The organism is Saccharopolyspora sp. NPDC000995 (assembly GCF_053599315.1).
The window spans coordinates 1-12,804 of sequence record NZ_JBSFLZ010000171.1; the positions used below are offsets into that span (position 1 = coordinate 1).

15 protein-coding genes and 1 pseudogene are annotated in these 12,804 nt (G+C 68.3%); 11 read left to right on the plus strand and 5 right to left on the minus strand.

The annotated features are described in order from the left end of the window. Positions 1–131: 131 nt before the first annotated feature. Positions 132–485: a hypothetical protein gene (locus tag ACWDKQ_RS32780; RefSeq protein WP_450142644.1), complete on the plus strand. Its 354-nt coding sequence runs from the start codon at positions 132–134 to the stop codon at positions 483–485. Positions 486–508: 23 nt separating this feature from the next. After that, positions 509–1,438: an SDR family NAD(P)-dependent oxidoreductase gene (locus tag ACWDKQ_RS32785; protein WP_450142645.1), complete on the plus strand. Its 930-nt coding sequence runs from the start codon at positions 509–511 to the stop codon at positions 1,436–1,438. On the opposite strand, the gene ACWDKQ_RS32790 is transcribed toward ACWDKQ_RS32785, so the two are convergent. Further along, the gene (locus ACWDKQ_RS32790) at positions 1,424–1,927 is read right to left on the minus strand and encodes a hypothetical protein (protein WP_450142646.1); all 504 of its coding nucleotides are present in this window, start codon (positions 1,925–1,927) and stop codon (positions 1,424–1,426) included. The two genes, ACWDKQ_RS32785 and ACWDKQ_RS32790, sit on opposite strands and share 15 nt — an antisense overlap. A gap of 179 nt (positions 1,928–2,106) precedes the next feature. Between ACWDKQ_RS32790 and ACWDKQ_RS32795 the strand changes: the two are divergent. Then, positions 2,107–2,370 (plus strand): annotated as a pseudogene (locus tag ACWDKQ_RS32795) (MFS transporter); the annotation flags it as partial. 134 nt (positions 2,371–2,504) lie between these two features. Here the strand turns inward: ACWDKQ_RS32795 and ACWDKQ_RS32800 are convergent. Then, complete coding sequence (locus tag ACWDKQ_RS32800) at positions 2,505–3,122, minus strand: fumarate hydratase C-terminal domain-containing protein (RefSeq protein ID WP_450142647.1); 618 nt, start codon at positions 3,120–3,122, stop codon at positions 2,505–2,507. Between the two features lie 5 nt (positions 3,123–3,127). Beyond that, positions 3,128–4,024, minus strand: coding sequence for a fumarate hydratase (locus tag ACWDKQ_RS32805; RefSeq protein ID WP_450142648.1), 897 nt, complete (start codon positions 4,022–4,024; stop codon positions 3,128–3,130). A gap of 123 nt (positions 4,025–4,147) precedes the next feature. Between ACWDKQ_RS32805 and ACWDKQ_RS32810 the strand changes: the two genes are divergently transcribed. The 7 genes from ACWDKQ_RS32810 (at position 4,148) to gshB (ending at position 10,638) form a co-directional block, all read left to right on the plus strand. After that, the gene (locus ACWDKQ_RS32810; RefSeq protein WP_450142649.1) at positions 4,148–5,455 is read left to right on the plus strand and encodes an MFS transporter; all 1,308 of its coding nucleotides are present in this window, start codon (positions 4,148–4,150) and stop codon (positions 5,453–5,455) included. Between the two features lie 56 nt (positions 5,456–5,511). Further along, positions 5,512–6,246 carry a GntR family transcriptional regulator gene (locus tag ACWDKQ_RS32815; RefSeq protein ID WP_450142650.1) on the plus strand — a complete coding sequence of 245 codons (735 nt, stop codon included), beginning with the start codon at positions 5,512–5,514 and terminating at the stop codon, positions 6,244–6,246. A 79-nt stretch (positions 6,247–6,325) separates the two neighbouring features. Beyond that, positions 6,326–6,970 (plus strand): glutathione S-transferase, encoded by a 645-nt coding sequence (locus tag ACWDKQ_RS32820; protein WP_450142651.1) that lies wholly within the window; start codon positions 6,326–6,328, stop codon positions 6,968–6,970. After that, on the plus strand, positions 6,967–8,136 hold the full coding sequence (locus ACWDKQ_RS32825; protein WP_450142652.1) for a CaiB/BaiF CoA transferase family protein: 1,170 nt from the start codon (positions 6,967–6,969) through the stop codon (positions 8,134–8,136). Before ACWDKQ_RS32820 ends, ACWDKQ_RS32825 begins: the two co-directional genes overlap by 4 nt. Positions 8,137–8,188: 52 nt before the next feature. Continuing rightward, a complete protein-coding gene (locus ACWDKQ_RS32830; protein ID WP_450142653.1) occupies positions 8,189–8,803 on the plus strand; it encodes a carboxymuconolactone decarboxylase family protein in 615 nt (204 codons plus the stop codon). A 3-nt stretch (positions 8,804–8,806) separates the two neighbouring features. Continuing rightward, positions 8,807–9,697: an amidohydrolase family protein gene (locus tag ACWDKQ_RS32835; RefSeq protein WP_450142654.1), complete on the plus strand. Its 891-nt coding sequence runs from the start codon at positions 8,807–8,809 to the stop codon at positions 9,695–9,697. Further along, positions 9,694–10,638 (plus strand): glutathione synthase, encoded by a 945-nt coding sequence (gene gshB, locus ACWDKQ_RS32840; protein ID WP_450142655.1) that lies wholly within the window; start codon positions 9,694–9,696, stop codon positions 10,636–10,638. The genes ACWDKQ_RS32835 and gshB overlap by 4 nt, the downstream gene beginning before the upstream one ends. 37 nt (positions 10,639–10,675) lie before the next feature. Here gshB and ACWDKQ_RS32845 read toward each other — a convergent pair whose 3' ends face one another. Then, entirely contained in the window at positions 10,676–11,506 is an 831-nt protein-coding gene (locus tag ACWDKQ_RS32845; protein WP_450142656.1) for an enoyl-CoA hydratase-related protein, read from the minus strand. Positions 11,507–12,058: 552 nt separating this feature from the next. On the opposite strand from ACWDKQ_RS32845, the gene ACWDKQ_RS32850 reads away from it, so the two are divergent. Beyond that, positions 12,059–12,196 carry a hypothetical protein gene (locus ACWDKQ_RS32850; RefSeq protein WP_450142657.1) on the plus strand — a complete coding sequence of 46 codons (138 nt, stop codon included), beginning with the start codon at positions 12,059–12,061 and terminating at the stop codon, positions 12,194–12,196. Positions 12,197–12,319: 123 nt separating this feature from the next. Here ACWDKQ_RS32850 and ACWDKQ_RS32855 read toward each other — a convergent pair. Beyond that, a partial coding sequence (locus ACWDKQ_RS32855) for a tyrosine-type recombinase/integrase (RefSeq protein ID WP_450142658.1) occupies positions 12,320–12,804 on the minus strand: 485 nt, incomplete at its 5' end.

Below are 12,804 nucleotides of genomic sequence, written 5' to 3' on the forward strand. Positions count from 1 at the left end.
ATCGGTAAGCCGTATGCGGGAAAACCGCACGTACGGATTGAAAGGGGGATGGGGAACCGGGTCCTTCGGGACACCGCGCCCCTGACTACCAATGGGTCTTCCCAGGATTTCTGCTCATCAACACGAAGAACATGCTGCTCGTCGCGCTGGGGATCGTCGTCGCACAGGTCCTGATCGCCGCGATGCAGGGGCCGCTCCCTAGCTTCATGCACGAGCTGTTCCCGCTTCAGGTTCGCTATTCCGGTGTGTCCCTGGGCTATCAGCTGGGCTCGATGATCGGTGGCGGCTTTACCCCGATCACCGCGACCGCCCTCTACTCCGAGTTCGGTTCCTACGTACCCGTCGCTTTGCTCGTGGTGGTCGCGGCAGTACTGACCGGAGCCAGCATCTTGGTTCTGACGGAGAACCGCGCGGCCTCGGACGACCCGACGTCCACCACAGGTGGAGCCGTGGAGCCCGAGACGGGCACGGTCGCCGCCGGATGAACGCTGCGAACAGGGGAGCAGAAATGTCGGGATGGGTCGAAGGGCGGACCGTCGTGGTGACGGGAGCCGGTAGTGGCCTGGGACGAAGCCATGCCTTTGCTCTGGGCCGTGCCGGGGCAAAGGTCGTTGTCAGCGACCGGGTTATCGGCACTGACGGCACTCCACGCGCGGAGACGGTTGCTGCCGAGGTTCGCGCGGAAGGCGGCACGGCGACAGCGTTCACCGGCTCTGTCACCTCATGGTCCGACGGGGAGGCACTTGTCAAGCACGCGATCAGCTCGTTCGGTGGGCTCGACACCGTCGTCATCAACGCAGGGATTCTGCTTGACGCACCAGTGCCCGAAATCACCGAGGAGGCCTGGCATGCGGTCGTCGACGTCAACCTGACCGGTGCGTTCACCGTAATCCGCCCGGCGTGGAGACATTTGGCGGACCACGGGGACGGACGAATCGTGCTGACCACCTCCGCCTCGGGCGTGTTCGGGAACAACGGGCACGCCAACTACGGCGCTTCCAAGGCCGGGGTGCTTGGTCTGACCCGGATGCTGGCGGTGGAAGGAGCCGCCCTGGGCATCCGAGCGAACGCCGTGGCGCCTCTGGCATCGACTCCGATGAGCAACGACACCTCGGGTGGCCGCACCAGCGCATCCGGCGTCCTTGGGGACCTCTTCGCGCGCATGAACCCTGAGGACGTGTCGCCACTAGTGGTCTGGCTCAGCAGCAGTGCCTGCCCGTCGACCGGACAGGCGTTCTCGGCAGGTGGCGGGCGCTTCGCACGGATCTTTGTCGGGGAGTCGCGTGGCCGGGCACTCGGCCGCGCACCGGACGTTGATTCCATTTGTGAGAATTGGTCCGCTATCTGCGCTACCGACGGCTTCCACGAACCGGCCAGCATGTCCGACGAACTGGCCATCTACGCAGAAGCTCTGCGAACGGACTCAGCTCGACCTTGAGGAGGGTTGTTGCCGGTGGACTGGGAGAGGTTCGCCGAGGTGGAAGGCTGGCCGCAGCTCGAGGTGGCGAGGTTGCAGTACACCGCTGCGCGGTTGGTGAGTCCGCTGTTCGCTCCGGTGTTTGTGGGTGTGAAGCCACCGGAGCGGGTGGCGTTTGATTTGGTGGTGGACCAGGTCGCCCTCACATGGCATCAAGCCTCGCGGGAAGGGCTGCCCGAGGGAGAGGTCCTTGCGGCCGCGCGGGGGTGTGCCCACCAGCTGGCGGCCAAGGTAAAGGCGGCGGGTTTGGAGGGCGCCCCGTTCACAGCCCCCGGCGACGCCGGGGAGATCGGGGGCCTGGCCGCTGCGCAGCACGATCAGCCGCCGGTTGGAGAACTCCGACGGGTCACGGGCGAACCGGGTCGGGCCTCCGGCGGCCTGGCGCGGGCTGAGCGTCGGGGTGGTCTCGATGGCCTTCTCCAGCATCGAGGTGATCTTGGATACCGACACCACGTCAACCTCCAGGGCCTTGGCGCAGGCCGCCTCGACCGGGCCGCAGCCGTTTATCGCAAAGCACTGCTGCCCGCTTGCTCCCGATCCTGCTCAGAGAAGTGCAGCTCCGGGAGGGGAGCTGCGGGCGTACTACGGCGTGAATGCTGGGGGCGCGATCCGGGCCTCCTTAATGAAGCGCGGCGATCGGTTACTGGGCCCCGGCGATCCTGGTGGCTTTGCGGTTCGTACAGGGCTTCGCGCTCGGCGGTGAGTGGGGCGGCGCGGTGCTGCTGGTGGGCGAGCACAGCCCGGATCGCAGCCGCGCCTTCTGGTCCAGCTTCCCGCAGGCGGGACTCCCGCTGGGCAACCTCGTCGCGACCATCGTCCTGCTCGGACTGTCCTCGTTCCTCTCTCCCGAGCATTTCCTGTCCTGGGGTTGGCGGGCCGCGTTCTGGGTGTCCGCGAGCCCTGGACGAAGCAACCGACCTATCCGTCACCCCGAAAGCAGCAGACGCGCGATGACGCAACTGCGCCGCGCGGAAATCCCGCGCGGCGTGGGCAGCTGGGCGACCGGGACGCGGTGATCGCCGGGACCTCAGTCGCCGCGCCGGCTGGACAGTTCCGCCAGGATCTCCGGTAGCCGTGCCTGGGCGTCGTCACGCAGTTCGCGGTAGATGCTGCGGCTGTGCGCGTCGATCCCCACGGTCAGCGGCCCGAGCCGGTCCACCTCGACCTGGACCAGGCGGTAGTGCTCCACCATCTCGGTCCAGTGCACCCCGGTGACTCGCCGGATCGCGTCCGACAGCAGCGTGCAGCCACCGCCGAGGAAGCCCAGGTACACGCACCCGGTCTTCTGCATCGCCCGCACCGATTCCTCCCCGAGCCCGCCCTTGCCGCCGGCGAAGCGGATGCCGAGCCCGCGGATGAGGTCCGGCATCTCAGGATCGAACCGCGTGCTCGTCGTGGGGTTGAGGTAGAGGAGGTGGTATTCGCCGTTGATCTCCTCGCCGAGGCTGCCGACGTGGAACAGCGCCCGGCCGCGAAGGTCCAGGGGTGGCTCGATTCCCTGGCGCATCTCGGCGAGCAGGCGTCGGTAGGTGGGCAGGCCGGCGGAGATGACGATCTCGCCGGTGAGGTGCACCAGGTCGCCGGCGCGCAGGTCGCGCACCACGTCCTCGCCGGCGGGCAGTTCGATCTCTCGTGTCTGGACCATCGGTCTCACTCCAGTTCGGTGACGGTGCCGTCGTTGTCGATCCGCACCCGCGTGCGACGGTCGATCCAGCAGTTGAAGCACACGGCGACGGGGGTGAAACCGTGCCCGGCGGCGTAGTCGACGTGGACCGCCATCGCGGTGGTGGCGCCGCCGGTGCCCATCGGCCCGAAGCCGGTCTTGTTGACCGCCTCCAGCAGCCGTTCCCCCATGGCGGCGACGACCGGGTCGGGGTGGTGCTGTCCCATCGGGCGCACGACCGACTCCTTGGCCAGCTTCGCGGCGTAGTCGAACGTGCCGCCGATGCCGACCCCGACCACGACAGGCGGGCAGGCCTGGGAACCCGCCGTGAGCACGACCTGCAGTATGTACTCCTCGATTTCGGCGAGCGAGGGGAAGGTGAAGATTTCCAGCGCGGCCCACCGGCCGGAGCCCAGCGCCTTGGGCGAGCAGATGATCTCCACGTGGTCGGCGCGGTCGATCAGGTCGAAGGTCACCAGCGGCATGTCCTTGCCCGCGTGGCTGCGCTCGTTGGTCAAGGGATGGGTGACGTGCTTGAGCAGCGGTGGGTCCGATGTGGACACCACCTCGGCGAATCCGTCGCGGATGGCCCGTTTCACGTCGCCGTCGAAGTTCACCCGCGTTCCGATGCGGACGATGTAGGTGGGCACACCCGAGTCGCTGCAGAGGAAGTGCTGCCGTTCCTCGGCCGCCCGTGCGTTGGCCACCATGAGGTCGAGGGTGTTGCGCGCGACCGGGTTCGTTTCCCGCGCTCGCGCCCCGGCCAGTGCTTTCTTCGCGTCAGCGGGCACGGCGCGCAGTGAGCGCAGGTACATCCGCGCGGTGACGTCCTTCAGTTGCGTGTAGGTGATCGGCACGGTCTGGACTGTAAATCCCGTAAGCATGAATAAGCAAAAAACTAGGTCATTGACTTTTAGAAGGTAGGCGGTTTAGCTTTCCTCGCCAGCGCTGGACGGCGCGAGTCGGCGCCGTCGTGCAACTCAACGATGAGGAGGTGTCCGGTGGCTATGGACACATCAGCGCCCCTGGCTCAGGTGGCCGGGGATCAACGGCGCGATGCGATCTACCGGACGATCAAGTGGCGGATCCTGCCGCTGCTCGTGGTGTCCTACGTGGTCGCCTTCGTCGACCGATCGAACATCGGGTTCGCCAAGCTGGAGTTCGCCGAGCAGCTCGGGTTCTCCGACGCCGTCTTCGGGCTCGGCGCGTCCCTGTTCTACCTGGGCTACGTTGCGTTCGAGGTGCCCAGCAACCTCATGCTGCACAAGATCGGGGCCCGCAAGACGTTCCTGCGGATCATGATCCCCTGGGGTCTGGTGTCCGCGGCCGCCGCGTTCATGGTGGCGCCGACGCACTTCTACGTGCTGCGGTTCCTCCTCGGGGTGTTCGAGGCGGGCTTCTTCCCCGGGGTGTTGCTCTACCTGTCGTACTGGATCCCGTCCGCGCGACGGGCCAGCGTCATGGCGATCTTCCTGTCCGCCATGCCCATCTCCGGGATCGTCGGCGGCCCGCTGTCCGGCGGCATCATGCACGGCTTCGACGGGCTGTGGGGGATGGAAGGCTGGCAGTGGCTTTTCCTGGTGGAGGGCCTGCCCGCCTGCGTGCTGGGTGTTGTGGTGTTCTTTGTGCTCAGCGACCGCCCGGACTCGGCGCGCTGGTTGAGCCCCGAGGATCGCCGTCTGGTGGCTGAGGACGTGGCGCGTGATCGGCCTACCGGCGATAAGGTTCCGCACTCCTACGCCGCGGCGCTGCGCAGCGGCCGGTTCTGGGGACTGGCCGCGCTCGGCTTCGGCATCATGACCAGCACGAGCGGCCTGTTCCTCTGGCTGCCCACGATCCTCAAGAGCACCGGGGACCTCACCGTCGGGCAGATCGGCCTCGTCAGCGCCATTCCGTTCGTGGCGGCGGTCGTCGTGCAATACCTCAACGCCCGCCACTCCGACCGCACCCAGGAACGGCGCTTCCACGCCGGGCTCTTCGCCCTCGCCGGCGCGGCGGGCTGGCTCCTGCTGCCGCTGGTCGCGCGGCACACCTGGCTCGCGCTAGCGGTGCTCACCCTGATCGCAGTGGGCACGATGGGCGCCATGGGGCCGTTCTGGAGCATGCCGGCCGCCCTGCTCGCGGGAACCGCGGCGGCGGGTGGCATCGCCACCATCACCGCCTTCGCCGGCATCGGCAACCTCATCACCCCCGCCGTCACCGGATGGCTCAGCAGCACGACCGGCACGCAGGTCTACAACCAGCTGCTCTACGGGGCGGTGCTCGGCCTCGGTGTGCTCCTGATGTTCGCGCTCGTCCGCCCGGGGCGCCGATGACGCGCCTGGACCTGCGGACCAACGCTGCACCGCGAAGTGCTGCAACAATGCTCGACATGGCGCTCAACCCCCACGGCAACAGCGCGGGCGTATCCCGGTACAACCAGCTGGCCACGATCTTCCGCCGTCGCATCGAGTCGGGCCACTGGGTCGTGGGAGAGCGCATTCCCACCGTCGTGGAGCTGGCCGAGGAATGGGGAGTCGCGCCCGCCACGGTGCGCCAAGCGCTCGGCATGCTCGAAGAAGCTGGGCTGATCGAACGGTTCCGCGCCAAGGGCACCTTCGTCACGCGACGTCCCCAGCAGGACCTGTGGTGCGAGGTGCCCACCGACTGGAACGGCCTGCTGCTGTCCTCGCCGGGAGTCGAGGTCGAAATCCTCTCCGGCGAGGTTGATGCCCACCCGCCCCACGTCGAGCACGCCGTCGGGACCCTGGCGTCGGCCTACCGGCACTGGCGTCGCCGCCACTCGCGGGACGGGCGCCCGTACTACCTCGGTGACGCCTACATCGAGGAGCGATGGGCCGCGCGCATCACCGAGGAGGAGCTGGCCGCGAACACCACGCTGCGCACCCTCAAGGATTTGCCGGGCCTGAACCTGGCCACGGTGCACCAGACCCTCACGATCGTGACGGCCGACGTCGAGCTCAGCAGTGACCTCGACGTTCCGTTGAACTCGCCGATCGCCCGGGTGCTGCGCACGGCCGTCGACGCCGACGGGGTCGTCGTGTTCGTCGGCGACGGCATGTACCGCGGTGACGTCGTCCGGCTGGACATCTCGGTTACCGCCTGACCTCGCGAGTTGCCGTTGGTGAAGGTTCTCGCATACCTTAAAAGACATAAAGCTGTGTTATTAGCTTAGGAGCTTGCTGGTGCGACTGTTCTGGTCCCCGAAGTCACCGTTCGTCCGCAAGGTCATGGTCGTGTTGCACGAGACCGGCCAGGTGGGCGACGTGGAGACCGTGCGCACTCCGGTGCAGATGTCCGAACCCAACCCGCAGGTGCTGCGCGCCAATCCGCTGAACAAGATCCCCACCCTGCTGCTCGACGACGGACGAACCCTGTTCGACTCAGTGGTGATCTGCGAGTTCCTCGCCCGGCGGGCCGGGGACATCGCGCTCTACCCTCAGGACGAGGACGCCTACTTCCGGACGAGCACCCTGCAGGCCCTCGGCGACGGCCTGCTCGACCTGCTGCTGGTGTGGCGCAACTGGCACCGCGAACGCGGCCTCTCCCACGACGCGACCGACCCCTACCTGGACGCCTTCGGCCTGAAGGTCACCACCACGCTCGACCACCTCGAGTCCATCGCCGGCGAACTCGGCGAGCGGTTCGACATCGGCCGGGCGTCGATCGCGATCGCCCTGGCACACCTGGACTTCCGTTGGCAGGTCCTGGACTGGCGTGCCGGGCGGCACAACCTCGCCGCCTGGCACGCCGAGGTCTCCGCCCGGCCCTCGATGCGGGCGACCGAGATCGTCGACGACTCCACCGCGGTCACCGGGAACGCGTCGTGACGGGGCCGCTGGCCCACGTGCGGGTGCTCGACCTGAGCCGCATCATGGCCGGCCCGTGGGCCGGCCAGGTGCTGGCCGACCTCGGCGCGGACGTGATCAAGGTGGAACGGCCCGGCACCGGCGATGACACCCGCACCTGGGGACCGCCGTTCCTGGGCACCGAGTCCGGCTATTTCCTCTCCGCCAACCGGGGCAAGCGCTCGGTCACCGCCGACATCGCCACGGACGAGGGCCGGGACCTGGTGCGCCGTCTCGCCGCGACAAGCGACATCGTGCTGGAGAACTTCAAGGCCGGCACCCTCGAACGGTACGGGCTGGGATATGCGGACCTGCGCGCGGTCAAACCCGACCTCATCTACTGCTCCATCACCGGGTTCGGCCAGACCGGGCCACGCCGCGACCAGGCCGCCTACGACTTCATGATCCAGGCCATGGGCGGGCTCATGAGCGTCACCGGCGAACCCGACGACCAGCCCGGAGGAGGCCCGCAGAAGGTCGGCGTCCCGGTGGTGGACCTGTTCACCGGTATGTACGCCGCGACCGGGGTCCTGGCCGCGCTCGCCCATCGCGACCGGACGGGGGAGGGCGACCACATCGACCTCGCCATGCTGGACGTGCAGGTGGGCGTGCTCGCCAACCAGGCGATGAACCACCTGATCTCCGGCGACGTCCCGGTCCGCCGCGGCAACCGTCACCCCAACATCCAGCCGCAGGACGTCTACCCCTGCCGCGATGGGCATCTCGTCGTCGCGGTCGGCAACGACGGCCAGTTCGCCCGCTTCTGCGAGGCCCTCGGGATGCCCGGACTCGCGACCGATCCCGACTACGCCACCAACGAGGCCCGCGTGCGCAACGTCGTGGCTCTCACGGAGCGCATCCGCGACACGCTGGCGAACGGGGACCTCGCGCACTGGCTGCACGAGCTCGAATCCCGGTCCGTGCCCTGCGGCCCGATCAACACCGTGCCGATGGCACTGGCCGACGAGCAGGTGCGCCATCGCGGGATGGTCCGGCAGGTTCCCCACCCGAGCCTGAGTTCCGCGCCGCAGGTGGTCAGCCCGCTGCGCTTCCGCAACGCAGCGCTCGAGTTCGGCACCGCTCCGCCGCTGCTCGGCCAGCACGACGCGGAGATCACCGCGGAACTCTCCGCGGACGAACCCGCCTGAGAACCCGTTTTGCATTGAGAACCGAACGACCGAGAAACAGGAGAGTCCTTTCGTGCCCCGCATCCCACTGTTCGACCCCGAGGCGATGACCCCGGAGCAGGAGAGCGTCTACCGCGAGATCGTGGACGGGCCCCGCGCGCGGCTGATCGGGCCGCTGCGCGTGGCGCTGCACCGGCCCGATCTCGCAGACCGCTGGCAGCGCTTCGGCGAGATCCTGCGGTACGGCACCAGCCTGCCCGACCGACTCAACGAGCTCGCGATCCTCGTGGTGGCACGCCGCTGGACAGCGCAGCTCGAATGGTCGATCCACGCCGACGCCGCCTTGCGAGCGGGGTTGACGTCGGAGGTCGTCGACGCGCTGCGAACCGGTGAGCCGCCGGTGTTCCAGGACCAGGACTCCTACGACGTCTACGAGTTCGCCCGGATGCTCCAACAGACCGGTGACGTCGATGAGGAGGTCTACCGGCGGGTCTGGCAGCGCTGGGGCGAGGTCGGGGTCGTGGAGCTCTCGTCGGTGGTGGGCTACTACACGCTGGTGGCCATGACGCTGAACGTGCACCGGATCCCGCTGCCCGACGGCCGCCGCCCCTCGTTGTCCCCGGCGGACGGACAGCTCGTGGAGCTGCCCGCGGCCGAACTCACCACGCGTCCCCAGATGGCCGGCTGACCGGTGCCCGCGCAGACCACCACGGCTCCCCGGATGCCCGCCCGTCCGGCCCGCGATTTTCCGCCCGGCGCGTGGGACTGCCACTCCCACGTCTTCGGCCCTCTGGAGCAGTTCCCCACCGGTCCGTCCACCTATCCGATCCCGGACGCGCCGCCGGCGAGCTACCTCGACATGCTCGACCGGACGGGGACCGCACGCGGAATGCTGGTGCAGCCCGCGCCCTACGGCAGCGACCCCGCGGCACTGGAAAACGCGGTCGCGCAGACCGCCGGACGCGCCGTCGGCGTGGCCACCGCCACCGCAGACTGCCCGACCGGCGAGCTCGAGCGCTTGCGCGAGGCGGGTGTCCGCGCGTTGCGGTTCAACGATCGGATCTCCCCCGCCACCGGAGAGCGTTTCCCCGGAGCCATCGGGACCGAGGCGTTCTGGGAACTCGCGCCGGCCATGCGAGCCCTCGGCATCCACGCGCAGGTGTGGGCGGGTCTCGACGATTGTGTTCGGATCGTCGACGAGTTCGCCGGCACCGGAGTACCGATCGTCCTGGACCACATGGCGCAACCCGACGTGGCCGCCGGTGCGGGCGATCCGAGCTTTGGCGCGCTGCTCGACCGTGTCGCGGACGGAGCCGCGTGGGTGAAACTCACGCTGTGTCGGGTGGGAGATCCATCGCGGAGCTACTCCGATGCGCGCCCGTTCCACGATGCTCTCGTCGAGGCCGGGCCGGGGCAGCTGCTGTGGGGATCGGACTGGCCGTTCGTGCGGATGGGGGAGTCCGCGCCGGACGTCGCCGATCTCGCCGACACCTTCTGCGACTGGGTGGACGATCCGGCGGTTCGGCAGCGAATCCTGGTCGACAATCCGGTGTGCCTGCTTAGTGACGGACCATCCACATGAGACTGCTGTTCCTCGTCGACCCGCTGGAGCGGCTCGACCCCTCGCACGACTCGTCCATCGCGTTGATGGCCGCCGCGGTGGCGCGGCGGCACGAGGTCCTCGCGGCGCAGACGTGCGATCTATCGGTGCGGGACGGGCGCGTGCACGCTCGGGCCTGTGCGCCTGACCTCTCGGCGGGTGAGGGCAGGGTCGTGGGCGGTCCCTCGTGGACCGTCGACCTGGATGACGTCGATCTGGTGCTCGTGCGCACCGACCCACCGGTCGACGAGGACTACCTGCGCGCGACCTACCTCCTCGACCTGGCGCAGCGGCGCGGTACCAAGATCTGCAACCGTCCCGAGGCACTGCGCAACACCAACGAGAAGCTCTTCGCCCTGCACTTTCCCGATCTCACCCCCGAGACCGTGGTGAGCGCCTGTGTCGAGGAGATCACCGACGCCGTCGAACGGTGGGGGCGTGCGGTCCTCAAACCCACCGATGCGATGGGCGGGCGTGGTGTGGTGCTGCTGGAACGGGCTCATCCCAACCTCGCGTCGCTGATCGAGATCGGCACCGCGCGGGGCCACCGGCACGTCGTGGTGCAGCGCTTCGTCAGTGACGGCACCGACAGCGACCGGCGAGTCCTCGTCGTCGACGGCGAGCCGGTCGCCGCGCTGCGTCGCACCGCGAAGGCACCGGACTTCCGGTGCAACATGGCAGTGGGCGCCTCGGCCGCCGCTGTGCCGGTCTCGGACATCGACCGGCAGATCTGTGGCGTCCTGGCGCCGGAACTGCTTGCGCGGGGCATCGCCTTCGCCGGGATCGACCTCATCAGGGACCGCCTCATCGAGGTCAACATCACCAGCCCGACCGGGCTGCGCGAGATCGACGGCGGTTCGGGCGCGATGGTGGGCGAGGTCGCCGACGAAGTCCTGCAACGCCTTCTCGCTCCCGTGAGGTAATCGGGCCCGGTCGCCCGACCGGGCCCGCTCCTCGTCCTCAGGGGACCAGCGGTGCGGCCTCGGTGGTGGTCGCCGCGGTGCCGTCGGCCGGCCAGGACCACCGCGGCTCCCGCTTCTCGAGCGTGGCTGCCGCCGCTTCCTGGGCGTCCGGGGACTGGGCGAGCCGGATGGTGTACTTCTGCTCGTGCGCGTAACCCGCGCGCACCCCCATCGCCTCGGATTCGTTGAGCGCCCGCTTGGCCAGTCGCAGTCCCAGCGGGCTCTTGCGCGCGATCTTCGCGGCGAGTGCGCGTGCCTGCTCCAGTTCGTCGCCGTCCTTGCCGACGTACTGCACCAGATCCAGGCGCAGCGCCTCCTCCGCGTCCATCGGCTCGCCGGTGAAGTAGAGCATCCGGAGCCGACCCTGGGGGATGAGCCGGGCCAGGTGGCGCGCTCCGCCGCAGCGTCCTGCGTTGATCTCGGGCAGGCCGATCGACAGGTCGGCGGCGGCGAAGCGGATGTCGCAGCAGCCGGCCAGAACGGCACCCGCGCCCAGGGCATGCCCGTTGACGACCGCGATGGTCGGCACCGCACAGTCCAGAATGGCCTCATAACAGGTCCTCGCCCAGCGCTGCCGCAACTCGAACACCGACTCGGCGGGACTGATCGCATCCACGGTCTCCCGGATGTCCGCACCCGCGCAGAACATCTTGGGGTTCGCCGAGCGCAGGATCACCGCGTGCACGTCGGTCCGCTGGGATAGGTCGCGGAACACAGTGGTGAGTTCTTCGTACATCTTCAGCGACACGGCGTTGACCGGTGTCCTGTCGAGCACCACTTCGGCAACGGGGCCGTCGACGTGCAACTGGAGGGTCGTGAACACAGGCACCTCTTCTCGTTTGAATCAATGATGCAGTTCTATGACTTAAGTCTAGGGCGACGGTGCTTCCAGGGGCAAGACGTCGTGGCGCCGTCCACCCGCGGGAAGCCCCGTACACCGGGCTCGAGGTGAATGCCGAGTGCGTTGACCAAGACGGAGACGGCTCGATGATCGCGTCGGCCTTGCGGGGCGACAACACCAGCGGCAGATCGGTCACGGTGACGTGGTGGTGACTCTGCTGGAGCACGGGCCGCACGTCGAGGTTCCGCGCCGGACGGGGTGAAATTGGTCAGCCGTGACTTCGGGGACCACGAAGTCGGCCAAGTCCCGCAATCGCGATCCGGGTGCGGCGGGGCGGGTGCGGCCGGCGAAGGTTGATCGGCGAGTACCGGACGGCGGTCGAGACGGGCTTTCCGTGCTCACGAGCGAACTGCTCGGCAGAACCGACGAATTCTTCGACCGTCTGCCGCCACTCCCGGTTCTTCTGTTCCAGCATTGTGCGAGGTGGCCTCACGGTGGTAGGTCCCGTCCGCGCGCGGGTGTACGACGGAGACGCGATTATTGAGTAGCTATGACCTAGTGTTCTGCCCGCCAGCCCCGCAGCATCGCCTCGACCATGGCGTCCTCGGGCCGCAGCTGCACCACCCCAGCGACGAGCTGCAGGTGCGCCGCACCCGCCAGATCTCCTCGCCCCCCTGACCTCCAGCCCCAAGAAGTGTGACCGTTTGAGGCCAGGATCATGCATCTAACGGATCATCGATCAAGTCGTGCAGGTCAGACAGCGTGTCGAGCCTGCCCGCCGGCCACATTGCCGAGCCGCTCTCAGCAGGTGACCTGCAATTTCTCGCCCATCTGATGCAATTCCCGAGGGTTGAGGTAGCGCTCGGTGGCGCGGAGGCTGTGGTGGCCGAGGCGTTCGCGGATGGTTTCGAGGTCGGCGCCGCCGGCGAGCATCCAGGAGGCGTTGGTGTGGCGGAGGTCTTGGATGCGGACTGGGTGGGTGCGTGCGGCTTGGCGGAGTGCGGGGTACCAGATGGTTTTGCGGAACCAGTCGCGGGAGAGGTGCTGGTCCTGGCGGACGCGTCGATGGTGGGTGGGCCGATCCTGAGTCAGCCGGGTGAGAGTGAACGATGCGGTCCAGTTGGCGGTCCACAGCGACGTCAACTCGCGACCGATCATGGGCGTGCTTATTGGAACAACCTGGTTCTTCAATGAGGTGATCTCGGTAAGAAGTGTCTGAAGGTGGCCTGCCGGAATGGGTGTGATCGGGTAGGGCTGGCCTGGGGAGAGTGGGACGTGGGGTCCCT

What these genes read in the sequence shown, in the direction of transcription:
- ACWDKQ_RS32800 (WP_450142647.1), bottom strand. Translation starts at nt 3,122, where the DNA reads ATGGTCCAGACACGAGAGATCGAACTGCCCGCCGGCGAGGACGTGGTG.
- ACWDKQ_RS32780 (WP_450142644.1), top strand. Translation starts at nt 132, where the DNA reads ATGCTGCTCGTCGCGCTGGGGATCGTCGTCGCACAGGTCCTGATCGCC.
- ACWDKQ_RS32815 (WP_450142650.1), top strand. Translation starts at nt 5,512, where the DNA reads ATGGCGCTCAACCCCCACGGCAACAGCGCGGGCGTATCCCGGTACAAC.
- ACWDKQ_RS32785 (WP_450142645.1), top strand. Translation starts at nt 509, where the DNA reads ATGTCGGGATGGGTCGAAGGGCGGACCGTCGTGGTGACGGGAGCCGGT.
- ACWDKQ_RS32810 (WP_450142649.1), top strand. Translation starts at nt 4,148, where the DNA reads ATGGACACATCAGCGCCCCTGGCTCAGGTGGCCGGGGATCAACGGCGC.
- ACWDKQ_RS32805 (WP_450142648.1), bottom strand. Translation starts at nt 4,024, where the DNA reads ATGCTTACGGGATTTACAGTCCAGACCGTGCCGATCACCTACACGCAA.
- gshB (WP_450142655.1), top strand. Translation starts at nt 9,694, where the DNA reads ATGAGACTGCTGTTCCTCGTCGACCCGCTGGAGCGGCTCGACCCCTCG.